Source organism: Paraherbaspirillum soli (genome assembly GCF_042654985.1).
Taxonomy (GTDB): Bacteria; Pseudomonadota; Gammaproteobacteria; order Burkholderiales; family Burkholderiaceae_D; genus Paraherbaspirillum; species Paraherbaspirillum soli.
In genome coordinates this window covers 88531-105635 of sequence record NZ_JBHSMT010000005.1, presented here as the reverse complement: position 1 = coordinate 105635, position 17105 = coordinate 88531, and the positions used below count along the sequence as shown (strand labels likewise).

Here is a 17105-nt window from a genome sequence, read left to right as displayed (position 1 = left end):
TTGTTATTGTCCGCGCAAGAAGAGTTTGTCCAGGTCGGACAGCGCCAGCTGGCTCCAGGTGGGGCGGCCGTGATTGCACTGGTCGGCGCGTTCGGTGGCTTCCATCTGGCGCAGCAAGGCGTTCATTTCGGGCGCGGTCAGGCTGCGGTTGGCGCGCACCGCGGTATGGCAGGCGAGGGTGCCCAGCAGTTCGTTGCGGCGCTCGACCAATACCCGTGAGCCGCCGAACTCGCGCACGTCGCGCAAGACGTCGCGCGCCAGCGTTTGCGCATCGGCATTTTTCAGCAACGCCGGGACCGAACGTACCGCCAAGGTGGTCGGCGACATGGCGGCGATATCGAAGCCTAGCGCTTGCAAGGTTTGTTGGTTTTCTTCGGCGGTACCGACCTCGATCGCATCGGCATAGAAGGTGACCGGGATCAGCAGCGGCTGTACTTGCATCGCGTCTTGATCCAGCGCGCCTTTCAGCTGTTCATACAGGATGCGTTCATGCGCGGCGTGCATGTCGACCAGCACCAGGCCCTTGGTGTTTTGCGCCAGGATGTAAATGCCGTGCAGTTGCGCCAGCGCGAAACCGAGCGGGAAGTCGTCTGCCGGCAAGGCTTGATTGAATGCCTGCGGTGCCGACAGCGCCGGTTGCGGGCTGGATGCGGTGCTTGGCTGGCTGTCGTTATCCGCAAACAAAGCGCCATAGCTGGCGGTGGTTTGGGCCACGCCCGGTACTGCCGGGGCAAATTGCGGGCCGAACGAAGTTTGCTGCTGGACCGGGTTAAAAATTGCCTGCAAATGTTCTTGCGAGCCCCGAATCCACGGCATCGCGCCGCTGGGCGAGGGCAGCGGCGCAGGTGTCGCCCCGAACGAAGTGGCGGAAGTTTGCGCCAGCGCCCGGCTCACTGCATGGAATACAAATTGGTGCACGGCGCGGCTGTCGCGGAAGCGCACTTCGATTTTGGACGGATGGACATTGACGTCGACCAGCGCCGGGTCCAAGTCCAGCCCCAGTACATACGATGGATAGCGGTCGCCGTGCAGCACGTCCTGATAGGCGGCGCGCACCGCGTGCACCAGCAATTTGTCGCGCACGAAGCGGCCGTTGACATAAAAATACTGGGCGTCGGCGCGCGCCTTGGAGGCGGTCGGCAAGCCGACAAAGCCGTGCAGCCGCAGCGGTCCGGCGGCTTCGTCCAGTCCCAGGCGGGCATTGGCAAATTCGCTGCCGAGAATGCCGGCGCTGCGTTTGGCGATGTCGGTGATGTTCCAGTGATCGACGGTCTTGCCGTTATGCGTCAGTGAGAACGAGACGTCCGGCCTGGCCAACGCGATGCGGCGCACCACTTCGGCGCAATGGCCGAATTCGGTCTGCTCGGACTTCAGGAACTTGCGCCGGGCCGGGGTATTGAAATACAGGTCCTGGACATCGACGGTGCTGCCTTGCGCACCCGACGACGGTGTGACGACCAGCGTGCTGCCGTCGATTTCCGAGGCATGGGCGGCGTCTGCGGTGCGCGCCGTCAGCGTCATTTGCGACACCGAGGCGATCGACGCCAGCGCCTCGCCGCGGAAGCCCAGGGTGGCGACGTTTTCCAGGTCGTTGAGTGAGGCGATTTTGGAGGTGGCATGCCGCGCCAGCGCCAGCGGCAATTGTTCGGGGGCGATGCCGCGGCCGTTATCGGTAATGGCGATGCGCTTGACGCCGCCTTGTTCCAGCCGCACGGTAATTTGGGTGGCGCCGGCGTCAAGGGCGTTTTCCAGCAATTCCTTGACTACGGCGGACGGGCGCTCGACCACTTCGCCGGCGGCAATTTGCGAAATCAGGTTATCGGGCAGGGCTTGGATCGGGCGGGGGGAGGGATGCGATGCGTTCATGGCGGGATTATACCGAAGCGCATCGCCCAACCGAGTGCATCAAGCACTTCGCATGATGCTAAACAAACCTCATATCCGGGCTTTGCGCTGCCCGCGGTAGTGTATTATTCCGGCGCTACCTGAGGAGAAATATGGACTTTATGCAATTCCTCGACGTCATCTTGCACGTCGACAAATCCCTTGGCTTTTTGATCTCCGAATACGGTACCTTGGTGTACATGGTGTTGTTCCTGATCGTCTTTTGCGAAACCGGATTGGTTGTGTTGCCGTTCTTGCCTGGCGATACATTGCTGTTTATCGGCGGCGCGTTTTGCGCCAGCGGCGCAATGAATATCTGGGTCTTGATGGGCTTGCTGATTGTGGCCGCGACCACCGGCAACACGCTGAATTACTGGATCGGCAGCTTGATCGGACAGAAGGTATTCACCCACGATTATCGCTGGCTGGATCGGGCCGCATTGCAAAAAACCCATGCGTTTTACGAACATCACGGCGGCAAGACCATCGTCCTGTCGCGCTTCGTGCCGATCGTGCGGACGTTTGCGCCGTTTGTCGCGGGGGTGTCCAAGATGACGTTTTCGAAATTCCAGTTCTTCAATATCAGCGGCGCCCTGCTGTGGGTGGTGGGGCTGGTGGCGGCAGGTTATTTCTTCGGCAATATTCCGGTCATCCGCGATCACTTGAATACCATCGTGCTGGTGGGCGTCGGCGCGGCGGTGGTGCCGGTAGCGCTGGGCGGGTTGTGGAAGTTTTATCAGAAGATGTTTGGCGGTAAGCGCGCCTAACCGGAATCTGCAAATTACTGGCAAATAAAGCAAGGGCCCGACGCAATCTGTTTGCATCGGGCCCTTAGTGTTTTGACGGTTGGATCTGTTTGAACAGGTTTTCAGGTCATCTTGTTTCTTGCCAACGGCGGATTGCGCGCGAAATACTTTTTGATGCCTTTCAATACCGCGTCCGCCATTTGATCCTGGTAGGCATTGTCGGTCAGCCTGGCTTCTTCTTCCGGATTGGAAATGAACGCGGTTTCAATCAGGATGCTGGGAATATCCGGCGCTTTCAAGACCGCAAACCCGGCTTGCTCGACCGACCCTTTATGCAATTGGTTGATGCCGCTGATTTCTTTCAGGACGGCGCTGCCGAGCTTCATGCTGTCGTTGATCTGGGCGGTGGTGGACAGGTCCAGCAACACGCTGGCCAGCTGCCTGTCGTGACTCTTGATGTTGATGCCGCCGATCAGGTCGGCCGAGTTTTCCTTGGTGGCCAGCCAGCGCGCCGCGGTTGAGCTGGCGCCTTTTTCGGATAAGGCAAACACTGACGAGCCGCGCGCGGTCGGCGTGACAAAGGCATCGGCATGGATCGACACGAACAGGTCGGCTTGCACTTTGCGGGCTTTCTGGACCCTGACCCCGAGCGGCACAAAGTAATCGGCGTCGCGGGTCAGCATCACGCGCATGTTCGGCTGTTGTTCGATCCTGGCTTTGAGGCGTTTGGCGATGGACAGCACCACGTCTTTTTCCCGATTGCCGCCGCGGCCGATGGCGCCCGGATCTTCGCCGCCATGTCCGGGGTCGAGCGCGATCGTGATCATGCGCGTCAGCGCCGGGGTCTTGTCTTGCTTATCCGGCTTGGGATCGGTGCGCGCGGTTTGCGGGGTTTCCGGCTGCTGCTGTTGCTGTTGCGGCGGCTGCTTGGTTTCAGGCTTGGCTTCTGCGACGGCCGGCGGCGCATCCGTTGCGTCCGGTGGCGTGTCTTGCGGCCATTCGCCCTTGTCGATCATCGCCGCGATCAGGTCGGGCGGGTTGACCGGGTATAGATCGAACACCAGCCTATGCTTGTAGCCGGCGACCGGATCCAGCGTGAATACTTGCGGCTTGATTTCTTCTTTCAGGTCGAATACCAGGCGCACCACATTGGGACGGTTCTGGCCGACCCGGACTTGTTTGATGTAGGGATCGTTCGACTGGATTTTTGCGACCAGTTCCTTGAGCGTCGGATTGAGTTCGACACCTTCGATATCGACTACCAGCCGGTCCGGATTCTGGACCAGGAAATGGGTGGTCTTCAGTTCGGCATCGTTTTCCAGCGTGACGCGGGTGTAATCTTCTGCCGGCCAGACGCGCACTGCCAGGATTTGCGCTGCCTGCGCCGAGAGCGGCGTCAGTACCGAGATGAGCAAGGTGCCGCCGGCTTTGAGAACGGTGCGGCGGGTTTTTGATTTCAGAGATTTGGTGCAAATTTCAGTCGAGCGAGGCATTGACGACCCTTATCAGATAACGCGTGCAATTCTACATCACGTCCCTCGCCGGAAACGCTGAGAAATACGTTGATGTCGGGTGCTGGCAACGCGCCTTCTGCTTTTTCCGGCCACTCGACGATGCAGATATTGCTGTTGTTGAAATGTTCGCGAAAACCGGCTTCCAGGAATTCGTCCGGACTGGCCATGCGATACAAATCGAAGTGGATTGCTTCGATCGTTTGTTGATCGACCTGGATCACATATGGTTCCGCCAATGTGTAGGTCGGACTTTTAACGTGGCCTTGGTAGCCGGCCGCGTGCAGCATGGCGCGCGTCAGTGCGGTCTTGCCGGCGCCGAGATCGCCCTGTAAATGGATGGACAGCCCCGGTATCAGCGAGCGCGCCAGCGCCGCGCCCAATGCGGCGGTGCCGGCTTCGTCGTGCAGGTGAGTTGTAAAATGTGACATCTCGTAAAATAGTCCTTTGCGATACCAAGGGCATCTCTAAAATCCGCTGCTGAACCAACTTTCGCCAATCCCAGGCCTGCGATGTTCGCCGGCCTGACCAGCCCGTCGCCCCGACCTTGAGCCGCTTGCTGCGTTTTTTAGAATTGCCCGTAACTTTATATTTTTTGAATTGCATACCTGATGGCCGCACCGGATCACAATTTGTCAGCGCTAGCCGCCACCATCAAAGCGTGGGGGAAGGAACTCGGGTTTGCTGATATCCGCATCACCGACGTCGATCTGGCGCAGCAAGAGGCCGGGTTCCAGGCCTGGCTTGATCTCGGCTATCACGGCGAGATGGATTATATGGCAGCGCATGGCATGAAGCGCGCGCGGCCGGCTGAATTGGTGCCGGGGACGATCCGGGCGATCACCGCGCGCATGGATTATTTGCCGCGCGATGTCAAAGATGCCGGCGGCGACTGGCGCCAGCGTGAAAAAGCACGGCTAGGCGCCGACGCCGCCGCTAGCGCCACGGTGTCGCTGTACGCGCGCGGCCGCGACTATCACAAGGTGCTGCGCTCACGCTTGCAGCAACTGGCGGATCGCATCAAGGGGGAAATCGGCGAGTTCGGTTACCGCGTATTTACCGATTCGGCGCCGGTGATGGAGGTGGCATTGGCGCAGAAATCCGGCCTCGGCTGGCGCGGTAAGCATACCTTGCTGCTCAATCGTGAAGCCGGCTCGTTTTTCTTTCTCGGAGAAATCCTGACCGATTTGCCATTGCCGGTAGATCAGGCCATCGGCTCCCATTGCGGCCAGTGCAGCGCCTGTATCGACATTTGTCCAACGCAGGCGATTGTCGGCCCTTATCAACTTGATGCGCGGCGCTGCATTTCTTACCTGACGATCGAACTGAAGGGCAGCATTCCGCTCGAGTTAAGGCCGTTGATCGCCAACCGGGTCTATGGTTGCGACGATTGCCAGCTGTTTTGTCCTTGGAATAAATTTGCGCAGTCATCCGGCCTGGCGGACTTCGATGTCCGCAACGGACTGGACAATGCGACGCTGGTGGAGCTGTTCGGCTGGAGCGAGGAACAATTCAACAGCCGCCTGGAAGGCAGCCCGATTCGCCGCATCGGGCATCAGCGCTGGCTACGCAATATTGCGGTCGGCCTGGGTAATGCGGCCGCGGCAGGGATCAGTACCCCGGAGATTATCGCCGCGCTGCAAGCCCGTGCCGACGATCCGTCGGAACTGGTGCGAGAGCATGTTTTGTGGGCATTGGAACAGCACCATGCTTGACAATCATTGTGACAATCACAAGTAAAGCGACAGTGTAGATATATTCCTGCATGGAAATAATTTAGGGTAAACCTATCCAGTTCGGCGAATGTGATTCGTATAAATTATTTGTTAAATCGATGTAACACCTGTTACAGTGCGACCACTATTTGATATCGCAGCTTGCGGTAAATACAAGTAGCACCAGATTTCGGCTTTTCAGTTGTAACCAGCAATAGTGCAGATTTAAAGGTGGTGGTGCAATAAGAACGGTATTGATACCGGGGATACTGAGGAGACCGTGTGTTCCAAATGAAGCTGTCAAAACAGCCGGGAACACATATGAAGTAATTTGAGGCGCATCGGCAGATGCGCCTTTTTTATTTTATGCTAGTGTCCTTTTCCGTAAATAAGTTGAATATAAAATTGTTCACGGAACAGGACACCACCATGAATATTTTCCCCGACGCTCCGCAGTCGCAGAGCACCCAACTCCCCGCCCAACATTTCTCCGCCATCGTCGCCACGCCGTTCGGTGCGATGGGGATACGCACCGAAGCCGGATTGGTGCGCGAACTGGTCTATCTTCCACCATCATTTGCCGAGAAAGACGCCTGCGATCCGGTGGCGGCGCTGGCGGTAGAGCAAATCTGCCGTTACCTGGAACAGCCGGATTTCCGTTTCGATTTGCCGCTGGCGCCGGTCGGCACAGCGTTTCAGCACAAGGTATGGGCCAAGATCAGGGCCATCCCGCACGGCGAGGTATTGACCTATGGGCAAGTGGCGAAGCTGGTGCAATCGGCTCCGCGCGCGGTTGGCCAAGCCTGCGGCGCCAACTGGTTTCCATTGGTGATCCCGTGTCATCGGGTGACTGCCGCCGGCGGGCTAGGCGGATTTTCGCATCACGATGATGTTGACGGCTTTCATTTGCGGGTCAAACGCTGGCTGCTGGCGCATGAAGGCGTGACCATCCCGTGAGCAAGCCCCGACCGGAACAGCCGGCCAAACCAGTGCTGACGACCGCCAGCCAAAGCGCGATCGATGAGTTTTGCGACACCTTGTGGCTGGAAGACGGTCTGGCCAAAAACTCGCTGGACGCTTATCGACGCGATATGACGCTGTTCGGCTTGTGGCTGCAGGATCAACCCGGCAGCAAGCCGCTGTATGCGGTCGAGGCGGCGGATCTGAATGCTTATTTCGCCGCCAAACATGAAAGCAGCAAGCCGACCTCGGCGAATCGCCGGCTGGCGGTGCTCAAGCGCTTTTATTTGCTGGCATTGAGGCAGAACCGGATCGAGGTCGATCCTTGCTTGCGCATACGTTCCGCCAAGCAGTCGCAGCGCACGCCGCACACCTTGTCGGAGGCGCAAGTGGAAGCGCTGCTGGCCGCTCCCGATGTCGATAGCGCGCTCGGCCTGCGCGACCGCACCATGCTGGAATTGATGTATGCCAGCGGCTTGCGGGTGTCCGAACTGGTGCTGCTGAAATCGGTGGAGGTCGGCATGAACGAGGGCGTGCTGCGGATTACCGGCAAGGGCAATAAAACCCGGCTGGTCCCGTTCGGCGAAGAAGCGCGGACCTGGATCGTGCGTTATCTGCAGCAGGCGCGGCCCGAGATCATGGGCGGCCAAATGGACGATGCCTTGTTCGTCACCGCGCGCGGCGGGGCCATGACGCGCCAGATGTTCTGGGTCTTGATCAAAAAGTACGCTCGCCAAGCGGCGATCAATGCGCCGTTGTCGCCGCACACCCTGCGGCATGCGTTCGCCACGCACTTGCTGAATCACGGTGCGGATTTGCGTGTTGTGCAACTTTTACTGGGGCATGCGGATATCTCCACCACCCAGATTTATACGCATGTAGCACGTGAGCGACTGAAAAAATTGCATGAACAGCATCATCCGCGCAGTCACAGCTGAGCGCGCATGACGCGCTGCTGACGCGCCCAAATTCTGCATTGCGCCATTTATTCTCCTGTATCCTGTAGCACATCATTTAAGAGACTATTTAGGGGGCGAAATTGGCAAAAACGAACTTTCAGTACGAGAAGCGACAGAAGGAACTGGAAAAGAAAAAAAAGAAGGAAGAAAAGCTGAAGCGCAAGCTTGAGAAGGGTTCCACCACCGAAGTCGAAGCGGACGAGTCGGGCGAGACCGATGAACCTGGCTCGGAACCAGCGCCAGCTGAGCCAAAACAGCCTTAACGCATCATTCACATGAACTGCGGATCAAGGGCACCTCTAAAAACCGTAGCGAGCGGCTCAAGGTCTGGATGACGATGTTGCAACAGCTGCAGCCGTACAACTGTACGGCGAGCATCGCAGTCCAGAGATTGGCGGGTTTGCCAAACCCTGCAGTAGGTTTTTAGAGGTGTCCTTAATGACAGCGTCACAAATCCGCAGTCTCGTTGCATAATGTCGTCTTGCAACGGATTTCCCCCGTCTTTTACGCGATTATTCTTAAGCCAGGCGCCGAAATTGATCAGTGCGGCCTGCTTGTCCAGCATGGCAAAACACATTTCAGAGACCCCGGCAACGCAGTTCCTGCGCAAGCATGGGGCGGTTTTTTCCGAACATCCCTATGCGTACGAAGAACACGGCGGCACCGCGGCATCGGCGCGCGCGCTGGGCGTGGACGAACATCATGTGGTGAAGACGCTGGTGATGCAGGATGAGGCGGCGCGGCCGTTGATCGTCTTGATGCATGGCGATTGCAAAGTGTCGACCAAGAACCTGGCGCGGCAAATTGCTTGCAAGTCGGTCGAACCATGCAAGCCCGAGGTGGCGAACCGGCATTCCGGTTATCTGATCGGCGGTACTTCCCCGTTCGGCACCCGCAAAACAATGCCCGTCTATATAGAAGAGAGCATTCTGGCGCTGGAGAAAATTTATATTAACGGTGGCCGTCGCGGCTATCTGCTTGGCGTAGCACCACATACTGCGGCAGCTTTATTGCAGGCGAAAGCCGTGCAATGTGCGCTGAAAGATATTAAATAAAACGAAAGAGACACATGCATACATTTTTATTTGCGATTTTATTTGCGATTGCGGCCTACCTGATGGGCTCGGTTTCGTTTGGCGTGATAGTCAGCAAATTGTTCGGCTTGGGCGATCCGCGCACCTATGGTTCGAAAAATCCCGGGGCCACCAATGTGCTGAGGAGCGGTCACAAAGCCGCGGCGGCGTTGACCTTGCTGGGCGACGGCTTCAAAGGCTGGCTGGCGGTGTGGCTGACGCAAAAATTCGGGGCGCAATTCGGTCTCGGCGATGGCGCCATTGCGCTGGTCGCGCTGGCGGTGTTTTTGGGGCATTTGTGGCCGGTGTTCTTCCGCTTTGCCGGCGGCAAGGGCGTGGCGACCTTGCTGGGCATTTTGATCGGCATCAATCCGTGGCTGGGACTGGCGACATTGGCGACCTGGCTGGTGGTTGCTTACGCCTTCCGTTATTCATCGCTGGCGGCATTGATCGCCAGTGTGTTTGCGCCATTTTTCTACACGCTGATGGAAGGTCCGGATGTGATCTTGCTAGCGATCGTGGTGATGAGCGCGCTGCTGATTTATCGCCATGCCAAGAACATCGGCAATCTGCTGGCCGGCAAGGAAAGCCGGATCGGAGCCAAGAAGGACGGCAATAAGGCTGCATAAGAGTCTGGCCTATTGATTAATCCATTTCTGAATTGCTGGCTCAACGAGTCCGAACAAGCATGAAATTCAAGAAGCGCTGTCACCTTTCCGGGGGGGCAGCGCTTTTTTGTTGTTATCCGATTACCTGATATTGGCTGAAAGCTATTGGATCGTGTCTTGAACAGGCTGTTTGCTGCGATGCAGCATGCATTCTACATTCCTATTTTTTCATAATAAGAACATCATAAAGGTCGATTCGCAATTGGCGCTTTCCGCATTATTTTTTGCTGCTACGCCGCATTATTTCGCATTATGAAAATACGTATCGTAATTTGGAAGTGTAAAAAACTCCTGTTAGAATTTGCCGTCCTTCTACAATTCGACGTAGATACTTGCGAACCACCCATTAGCCCGATGCCGAAAACGGATCGGTGCATAAACTCAGGAGACTCAGCATGTCAGCCCAACTCGACCAGGTTCTGGCCCAAGCCGCCAACGATCCAGATGTCATTGAAACCCAGGAATGGCTCGACGCGCTCGAAGCCGTTATCGAAAACGAGGGCCCTGAGCGCGCGCACTATTTAATGGAGCGGATGGTTGACCTGGCGCGCCGCCGCGGCGCCCACATCCCGTTCTCCAGCAACACCGCTTACGTCAATACCATCCCGGCCGAACTCGGCGAGCATTGCCCTGGCAATCTGGAATACGAAGAGCGCCTGCGCTCCTGGATGCGCTGGAATGCGATGGCGATGGTGGTCAAGGCCAATCGCCTCGACGGCGACCTCGGCGGCCACTTGTCGAGCTTCGCATCGCTGGCCAATATGCTGGGCATTGGCTTCAATCATTTCTGGCACGCTCCTTCCGAAAATCACGGCGGCGACCTGTTATACATCCAGGGCCACTCATCGCCCGGCGTCTACGCCCGCGCCTTCCTCGAAGGCCGTCTGAGCGAAGACCAATTGCTGCATTTCCGCCGCGAAGTCGGCGGTAAAGGCTTGTCATCCTATCCGCATCCGAAACTGATGCCGGATTTCTGGCAGTTCCCGACCGTGTCGATGGGCCTGGGGCCGTTGATGGCGATTTATCAGGCGCGCTTCCTCAAGTATCTGCACGCGCGCAGCATCGCCGATACGGCCAACCGCAAGGTCTGGGCCTTCTGCGGCGATGGCGAGATGGACGAGCCGGAATCGATGGGCGCGATCGGCATGGCCGCCCGTGAAAAACTGGACAACCTGGTCATCGTGGTCAACTGCAACCTGCAACGTCTGGATGGTCCGGTGCGCGGCAACGGCAAGATCATCCAGGAGCTGGAAGCGGATTTCCGTGGTGCCGGCTGGAACGTGGTCAAGGTCATCTGGGGCGCGGGCTGGGACGATCTGCTGGCGCGCGACAAGGACGGCATCCTGCAACGCGTGATGATGGAAACCGTCGACGGCGAATATCAGAATTACAAAGCCAAGGACGGCGCCTACGTGCGCAAGCATTTCTTCGGCAAGCATCCAAAACTGCTGGAACTGGTCAGCAAATTGTCGGACGACGACATCTGGCACTTGACCCGCGGCGGTCACGATCCGCACAAGATTTATGCGGCATTTAAAGTGGCGCAGGAACACAAAGGCCAGCCAACCGTGCTGCTGGTCAAGAGCATCAAGGGCTACGGCTTCGGCAAGGCGGGCGAAGCGCGCAACACCGCGCACAACACCAAGAAGCTGGACGACGAAGCGATCAAGGCCATGCGCGACCGCTTCCAGTTGCCGATCCCGGACGACAAGCTGCCGGAAGTGCCATTCTTCAAACCGGCCGACGACGCGCCGGAAATGCAATATCTGCACGAACGCCGTAAAGCGCTCGGCGGCTACCTGCCGCAACGCCGCCAGAAGGCTGACGAAGTATTGGTGGTGCCTGAGCTGTCGGCTTTCAAAGCGGTGCTGGAGCCGACCGCCGAAGGCCGCGAAATCTCGACCACCCAGGCCTACGTCCGTTTCCTGACCACCTTGCTGCGCGATCCAAGCCTGGGTCAGCGCGTGGTGCCGATCATGGTCGATGAATCGCGTACTTTCGGGATGGAAGGCTTGTTCCGCCAGATCGGTATTTTCAGCCAGGTCGGTCAGTTGTATGAGCCGGTCGACAAAGACCAGGTCATGTATTACCGCGAAGACAAAGCAGGCCAGATTCTGCAGGAAGGCATCAATGAAGCCGGCGGCATGAGCTCGTGGATCGCCGCGGCGACTTCGTACTCGACCAACAACCGCGTGATGATCCCGTTCTACACGTACTACTCGATGTTCGGCTTCCAGCGCATCGGCGATCTGGCATGGGCTGCCGGCGACATGCGCGCCCGCGGGTTCCTGCTGGGCGGTACCGCCGGCCGCACCACGCTGAACGGCGAGGGCTTGCAGCATGAAGACGGCCATAGCCACCTGATCGCATCGACCATCCCGAATTGCGTGCCTTACGATCCGACCTTCTCGCACGAAGTCGCGGTCATCATGCAGGATGGCCTGCGCCGCATGATCACGGACCAGGAAGACGTGTTCTATTACCTGACCCTGATGAACGAGAATTACAGCCATCCGGGTCTGAAGGAAGGCCAGGAAGAGGGCATCATCAAGGGCCTGTACCTGCTGCAAGAAGGCGGCAAGAGCAACAAGCTGCGGGTGCAATTGATGGGTTCCGGCACGATTCTGCGCGAAGTCATCGAAGGTGCCGCATTGCTGTCCAGCGACTGGGGCATCGACGCCGACGTCTGGTCGGCGCCGTCGTTCACGCTGCTGGCGCGCGACGGCCAGGACATCGAACGCTGGAACATGCTGCATCCGACCGAGCAGCCGCGTCTGGCCCACATCACCGCATGCCTGAAAGATACGACCGGCCCGATCATCGTATCGACCGATTACATGCGTACTTTCGCCGAACAAGTGCGTGCATTCGTGCCGCATGACCGGACATACAAAGTGCTGGGTACCGACGGGTTCGGCCGTTCAGACAGCCGTGCCAAGCTGCGCGAATTCTTTGAAGTCGACCGTTACTATGTGACAGTGGCTGCGCTCAAGGCTTTGGCCGATGAAGGCAAGATCGAGGCATCAGTTGTCGCCGCCGCAATTAGCAAGTATGGTATCAACCCTGAAAAGCCGAATCCGGTCACCCAATAACTGGCTATAAGCAGTACCTAGACCAGTAAGAAAATTTCCTCATGCCGCCACCGCCGGTCTGGACTCTCCTGCGAAGGGAGCTCAGACCGGCGGTTGGCGGTGAGCAGAATGAATGGAGCTAAGCGATGAGTATGGTGGAAGTCAAAGTCCCGGATATCGGCGACGTCAGTGAAGTTGAAGTGATTGAATTGATGGTGAAGGTCGGCGACACGGTGAAAGTCGACCAATCGCTGATCACGGTGGAGTCGGACAAGGCCAGCATGGAAATCCCGTCCAGCCATGCGGGTGTAGTGAAAGAATTGAAACTCAAGCTTGGCGACAAGGTAAAGCAGGACACGCTGATCCTGGTATTGGAAGCCGACGCTGCCGCAGCCGCACCTGCACCGGCCAGCGCGCCGGCTCCGGCTCCGGCAGCGCCTGCCGCTGCGGCCCCAGCCCCAGCTCCTGCAGCAATCCAGGCAGCGCCAGCACCGGCACCGGCTGCAACACCCGCGCCAGTCATTGCAAGCGGCGCCAAGCCGCACGCATCGCCGTCCGTGCGCAAATTCGCACGCGAGCTCGGCGTCGACCTGAGCCTGGTTGCCGGTTCCGGCATCAAAGGCCGCATCGTCCACGAAGACGTGCAGAACTACGTCAAGGGCGTGATTTCCGGCGTCGCCGGCGGTGCCGCACCGAGCGCCAAGGGCAGCGGGGTTGGACTGGATCTGCTGGCATGGCCATCGCTCGACTTCGCCAAATTCGGACCGACCGAATTGCTGCCGCTGTCGCGCATCAAAAAGGTCAGCGGCCCCAATCTGCACCGCAACTGGGTCATGATCCCGCATGTCACGCAATTCGACGAAGCGGACGTGACCGAGCTGGAAGAATTCCGCAAGCAGGCCAACGACAGTTTTGCCAAATCCAAGTCCAGCATCAAGCTGACTATGCTGGCATTCGTGATCAAGGCCAGCGTCGCCGCCTTGAAGAAATTCCCTGCCTTCAATTCATCGCTGGATGGCAAGGGCGAAAACCTGATCCTGAAGCAGTACTACCACATCGGCTTTGCGGCCGACACGCCGAACGGCCTGGTGGTGCCGGTGGTCAAGGATGCCGACAAAAAAGGCATCAGCCAGATTGCCCAGGAAATGGGCGAGCTGTCGGCCCAGGCACGCGACGGCAAGTTGAAGCCGGCCGACATGCAGGGCGCCACCTTCACCATTTCGTCGCTGGGCGGCATCGGCGGCACCGCGTTCACACCTATCATCAATGCGCCGGAAGTCGCCATTCTCGGCTTGTCGAAAGCTGCGATCAAACCGCAGTGGGACGGCCAGCAATTCGTGCCGCGCCTGATGATGCCGATGTCCTTGTCCTACGATCACCGCGTCATCGACGGTGCGATGGGTGCGCGTTTCAGCGTTTATCTGGCCGAGGTATTGGCCGACATGCGCAAGACATTGCTGTAAGCAGGCAGCACCGGCGACCGCGGGTTTCAGAACCGGTTGCCGGTCAACGCCCAAGCAAGGTCAGGCGCCTACCGATGGAGAACCACAATGACTACCTGTGTTGTCGTCAAAAAGAATAGGCAGATCGCAATTGCCTCGGATTCGCTGGTGACTTTCGGCGATACCCGGCTGTCGAATGCCTATGAAGTCAACAACAAGATATTCCAGGTGGGTGAGTCGTATATCACCCTGGCCGGCACCGCCGCTCATTTTCCGGTCATGCGCAAGCTGCTGACCACGATGGCGGATGAATGCAAATTGAATAATCGCGATGAAGTGTTCGAGACGTTTTCCAAAGTGCACACGATCCTCAAGGATCAATATTTCCTGAACACCAAGGAAGATGAGGATGATCCGTACGAGTCATCGCAGATCACCGCGCTGATCGCCAATCCCTACGGAATTTTCGGCGTGTATTCGTATCGCGAAGTGTTCAGTTTCGATCGCTTCTGGGGTATCGGCAGCGGCCGCAATTTTGCGCTGGGAGCGATGTATGCGGTCTATGACCAGGACAGCAGCGCACAGCAGATTGCCGAGATCGGGATTCAGGCCGGGGTTGAATTCGACAAAAGTTCTGCTGCGCCTATGCGGATACACAGTTTTGAGATGAAGTGACGGGTGACGCATTCCGGGGTCGGAACTAGCAACGCCAGGATCTGAAAAGTTGAATAGATAAATTTCTTCTCCCTGCGGGGAGGACGAGAACGGAGCGAACGTTATGAGTATGGTGGAAGTCAAGGTCCCGGATATCGGCGACGTCAAGGAAGTGGAAGTCATCGAGCTGCTGGTCAAGGTCGGCGACACAGTCAAAGTCGATCAGTCGTTGATCACCGTCGAATCGGACAAGGCCAGCATGGAAATCCCGGCCAGCCACGCCGGCGTCATCAAAGAAATCAAAGTCAAAGTCGGCGACAAGGTAGCGGAAGGATCGCTGATCGTGATGGTGGAGGCAGCATCTGCAGCTGATGCAGCGCCGGCTGCGGCAACACCGGCAATCACCCCGGCGCCAGCCGCGGCAGCGCCTGCAACGGCGCCAGCGGCCGCCGCGGCTGCCGTGGAAATTAAGGTGCCGGACATCGGCGATGTCAAGGAAGTGGAAGTCATCGAATTGCTGGTCAAGGTAGGCGACACGGTCAAAGTCGACCAATCGCTGATCACCGTCGAGTCGGACAAGGCCAGCATGGAAATTCCGTCCAGCCACGCCGGCGTCATCAAAGAGCTCAAGGTCAAGGTCGGCGACAAGGTCGCAGAAGGATCGTTGATCGCGGTCGTGGATGCTATCGGCGCAGCATCGGCCGTCGCAGCTGCACCGGCGGCGCCTGCGCAAGCTCCGACAGCAGTCCAGGCACCGACAGCGTCCAGCTTCGCCGGCAAGGTCGATATCGAGTGCGATACGGTGGTGCTCGGCGCCGGTCCCGGCGGTTATACCGGGGCCTTCCGCGCTGCCGATCTGGGCCAGAAAGTAGTGCTGATCGAGCGTTATCCTAACCTCGGCGGGGTCTGCCTGAACGTCGGCTGCATTCCGTCCAAAGCCTTGCTGCACGCAGCCAAAGTGATTACCGAAGCGGAAGAAATGGCGCATTTCGGCGTCAAGTTGTCGGCTCCGGAAATCGACATCGACGCGTTGCGCGGCTGGAAAGAAAGCATCATCAAAAAACTCACCGGCGGTTTGTCCGGCCTGGCCAAGGCACGCAAGGTGCAAGTGGTGATCGGCAAGGGTGAGTTCAGCTCGGCCAATACGATTACCGTCGACACCGCCGAGGGCGCCAAAGTGATCGGCTTCAAGAATGCGATCATCGCCGCCGGTTCTTCGGTGGCGCGCATCCCCGGCTTCCCATACGACGACCCACGCCTGATCGACTCCACCGGCGCGCTTGAATTGCGCCAGATTCCAAAGAAATTGCTGGTCATCGGCGGCGGCATCATCGGCCTCGAAATGGCCTGCGTGTACGACGCACTGGGTTCCAAAGTCACGGTGGTGGAGTTTGCCGACGGCTTGATTCCTGCAGCCGACCGTGACATCGTCAAGCCGCTGCAAAAGCGCATCGAAAAACGCTACGAAGCGATTTACCTGAAAACCAAGGTGACCAAGCTGGAAGCCTTGACCGAGGGCCTGCGCGCCACGTTCGAAGGTGTCGACGGCAATCCGTCGCCAGAACCGCAGCTGTACGACATGGTGCTGCTGGCTGTCGGCCGTCGTCCGAACGGCAAGGACATCGGCGCTGACAAGGCCGGCGTGATCGTCAACGAGCGCGGCTTCATCCCGGCCGACAAGCAGCAACGCACCAACGTCCCGCACATCTTTGCGATCGGCGATATTTGCGGCGATCCGATGCTGGCCCACAAAGCCACCAACGAAGCCAAGGTGGCGGCCGAAGTGATCGGCGGCCACAAGGTCGAATTCGACGCCATGACGATTCCATCGGTGGCCTACACCGATCCGGAAATCGCCTGGATGGGGATTACCGAAACTGAAGCCAAGGCCAACGGCATCGCCTACGAAAAAGCCAATTTCCCATGGGCTGCAAGCGGCCGGGCACTGGCGATGGGGCGTGACGACGGCATGACCAAACTGCTGTGGGATCCAAGCACCAAGCGCATCATCGGTGCCGGTATCGTCGGCGTCAATGCCGGTGAATTGCTGGCCGAAACCGTGCTGGCGATGGAAATGGGCGCCGACCTGGAAGACCTGGCACTGACCGTGCATGCGCATCCGACCTTGTCGGAGACGTCGATGTTTGCGGCTGAAATGGGGCTGGGTACGATTACCGATCTGTTTGTTCCGAAGAAAAGCTAAACAATTGCGGGACAGAAAATGTAGGACCGTAGGGTGGAAAAGCGCAGCGTCTTCCGCCGTTTTACATACCTCGGCACATCCATCGGCGGATAACGCTGCGCTCATCCGCCCTACGTGTTTTTATTTTCGCCGAACACCGTCACCGTCGATTGCAACTCCTCTATCTGCCCGGCACGATCAATCGCGGCTTCCAATTCCATGAATGGGAAAGGATGTAGG

The 17105-nt window shown here is 58.2% G+C and carries 15 protein-coding genes; 11 read left to right on the top strand and 4 right to left on the bottom strand.

Features of this window, described 5'->3' with window-relative positions; all coding sequences use genetic code 11:
- Nucleotides 1-3: 3 nt before the first annotated feature.
- Entirely contained in the window at nt 4-1866 is a 1863-nt protein-coding gene (gene mutL / locus ACFPM8_RS01400) for a DNA mismatch repair endonuclease MutL (RefSeq protein WP_378994196.1), read from the bottom strand.
- Between the two features lie 131 nt (nt 1867-1997).
- Between mutL and ACFPM8_RS01395 the strand changes: the two genes are divergently transcribed.
- Complete coding sequence (locus ACFPM8_RS01395) at nt 1998-2651, top strand: VTT domain-containing protein (RefSeq protein WP_378994193.1); 654 nt, start codon at nt 1998-2000, stop codon at nt 2649-2651.
- A 101-nt stretch (nt 2652-2752) separates the two neighbouring features.
- On the opposite strand, the gene ACFPM8_RS01390 is transcribed toward ACFPM8_RS01395, so the two are convergent.
- On the bottom strand, nt 2753-4123 hold the full coding sequence (locus tag ACFPM8_RS01390; RefSeq protein ID WP_378994191.1) for an N-acetylmuramoyl-L-alanine amidase: 1371 nt from the start codon (nt 4121-4123) through the stop codon (nt 2753-2755).
- Nucleotides 4087-4572 (bottom strand): tRNA (adenosine(37)-N6)-threonylcarbamoyltransferase complex ATPase subunit type 1 TsaE, encoded by a 486-nt coding sequence (gene tsaE, locus ACFPM8_RS01385; protein WP_378994189.1) that lies wholly within the window; start codon nt 4570-4572, stop codon nt 4087-4089. The genes ACFPM8_RS01390 and tsaE overlap by 37 nt, the downstream gene beginning before the upstream one ends.
- A gap of 180 nt (nt 4573-4752) precedes the next feature.
- Between tsaE and queG the strand changes: the two genes are divergently transcribed.
- The 4 genes from queG to ACFPM8_RS01365 all read left to right on the top strand — a co-directional run bounded on the left by queG (nt 4753) and on the right by ACFPM8_RS01365 (nt 8038).
- Complete coding sequence (queG, locus tag ACFPM8_RS01380; protein WP_378994187.1) at nt 4753-5856, top strand: tRNA epoxyqueuosine(34) reductase QueG; 1104 nt, start codon at nt 4753-4755, stop codon at nt 5854-5856.
- Nucleotides 5857-6285: 429 nt separating this feature from the next.
- Nucleotides 6286-6813, top strand: a complete 528-nt coding sequence (locus tag ACFPM8_RS01375) for a methylated-DNA--[protein]-cysteine S-methyltransferase (protein ID WP_378994185.1) — start codon at nt 6286-6288, stop codon at nt 6811-6813.
- Nucleotides 6810-7754: a site-specific tyrosine recombinase XerD gene (xerD, locus tag ACFPM8_RS01370; RefSeq protein WP_378994183.1), complete on the top strand. Its 945-nt coding sequence runs from the start codon at nt 6810-6812 to the stop codon at nt 7752-7754. The genes ACFPM8_RS01375 and xerD overlap by 4 nt, the downstream gene beginning before the upstream one ends.
- A 101-nt stretch (nt 7755-7855) precedes the next feature.
- A complete protein-coding gene (locus ACFPM8_RS01365; protein ID WP_378994181.1) occupies nt 7856-8038 on the top strand; it encodes a hypothetical protein in 183 nt (60 codons plus the stop codon).
- Nucleotides 8039-8046: 8 nt separating this feature from the next.
- Here the strand turns inward: ACFPM8_RS01365 and ACFPM8_RS01360 are convergent, their stop codons facing one another.
- Entirely contained in the window at nt 8047-8340 is a 294-nt protein-coding gene (locus ACFPM8_RS01360) for a hypothetical protein (RefSeq protein ID WP_378994179.1), read from the bottom strand.
- On the opposite strand from ACFPM8_RS01360, the gene ACFPM8_RS01355 reads away from it, so the two are divergent.
- From ACFPM8_RS01355 to lpdA, 6 genes are all read left to right on the top strand, one after another.
- On the top strand, nt 8339-8830 hold the full coding sequence (locus tag ACFPM8_RS01355; RefSeq protein WP_378994177.1) for an aminoacyl-tRNA deacylase: 492 nt from the start codon (nt 8339-8341) through the stop codon (nt 8828-8830). The two genes, ACFPM8_RS01360 and ACFPM8_RS01355, sit on opposite strands and share 2 nt — an antisense overlap.
- Before the next feature lie 14 nt (nt 8831-8844).
- Complete coding sequence (gene plsY / locus ACFPM8_RS01350; protein ID WP_378994175.1) at nt 8845-9477, top strand: glycerol-3-phosphate 1-O-acyltransferase PlsY; 633 nt, start codon at nt 8845-8847, stop codon at nt 9475-9477.
- A 434-nt stretch (nt 9478-9911) separates the two neighbouring features.
- Nucleotides 9912-12608, top strand: coding sequence for a pyruvate dehydrogenase (acetyl-transferring), homodimeric type (gene aceE, locus ACFPM8_RS01345; protein WP_378994173.1), 2697 nt, complete (start codon nt 9912-9914; stop codon nt 12606-12608).
- A 125-nt stretch (nt 12609-12733) separates the two neighbouring features.
- The gene (gene aceF / locus ACFPM8_RS01340) at nt 12734-14050 is read left to right on the top strand and encodes a dihydrolipoyllysine-residue acetyltransferase (RefSeq protein WP_378994171.1); all 1317 of its coding nucleotides are present in this window, start codon (nt 12734-12736) and stop codon (nt 14048-14050) included.
- A gap of 87 nt (nt 14051-14137) precedes the next feature.
- Nucleotides 14138-14704: an Ntn hydrolase family protein gene (locus ACFPM8_RS01335; protein WP_378994170.1), complete on the top strand. Its 567-nt coding sequence runs from the start codon at nt 14138-14140 to the stop codon at nt 14702-14704.
- Between the two features lie 103 nt (nt 14705-14807).
- Complete coding sequence (gene lpdA / locus ACFPM8_RS01330; RefSeq protein WP_378994168.1) at nt 14808-16886, top strand: dihydrolipoyl dehydrogenase; 2079 nt, start codon at nt 14808-14810, stop codon at nt 16884-16886.
- Nucleotides 16887-17105 lie beyond the last annotated feature (219 nt).